This window comes from Arcicella gelida, from assembly GCF_034931025.1.
GTDB lineage: Bacteria > Bacteroidota > Bacteroidia > Cytophagales > Spirosomataceae > Arcicella > Arcicella gelida.
Map to the genome: position 1 here is coordinate 1 of NZ_JAYGIL010000082.1, position 521 is coordinate 521.

The 521-nt window shown below is 40.1% G+C and carries 1 protein-coding gene; it reads left to right on the forward strand.

The annotated features are described in order from the left end of the window. Positions 1 to 108: 108 nt before the first annotated feature. Positions 109 to 521, forward strand: a 413-nt coding sequence (locus tag VB776_RS24510; protein WP_323699477.1) for a transposase, incomplete at its 3' end; no start/stop codon positions are given.

A 521-nucleotide genomic window follows, 5' to 3' on the forward strand; every position in this document is an offset into this window, starting at 1 on the left:
GGCACCCTCCCCTTAGTTGTGTAAGTTTTGTTGGGGCTTTGATTTTTTAAAAAATCAAAGCCCCAACAAAAAACTTTAAATAACTTAGCAACAATAATTGTCATTTTTATGGATAAGTCAACACTTTTAGAGGGGGATTTTCTCAAACAATTCAAGAGTGGAGCAGAGTTTACCACTTTTATGGACACGCTTTACAAACGAGGTATCGAAGCTTTGCTTGAAGGGGAACTTGATGCCCATTTGGGCTATGATAAGCATCAGAAACGTTCGCATACTAACGCCCGTAATGGTTACAGTAGTAAGACGATTAAGACAGAATCTGGGGAAACCCAAATCCAAGTACCCCGTGACCGAGAATCAAGTTTTGAGCCTGTGATTGTTCCCAAAGGTCGTCAGGTATCACAAGGGATAGAAAACGTGATTATCTCCTTGTATGCCAAGGGTATGAGTACCTCTGATATTGAAGAACAACTACATGAAGTATATGGTTTTCAGCTATCGACCACGAGTATTTCAAGGAT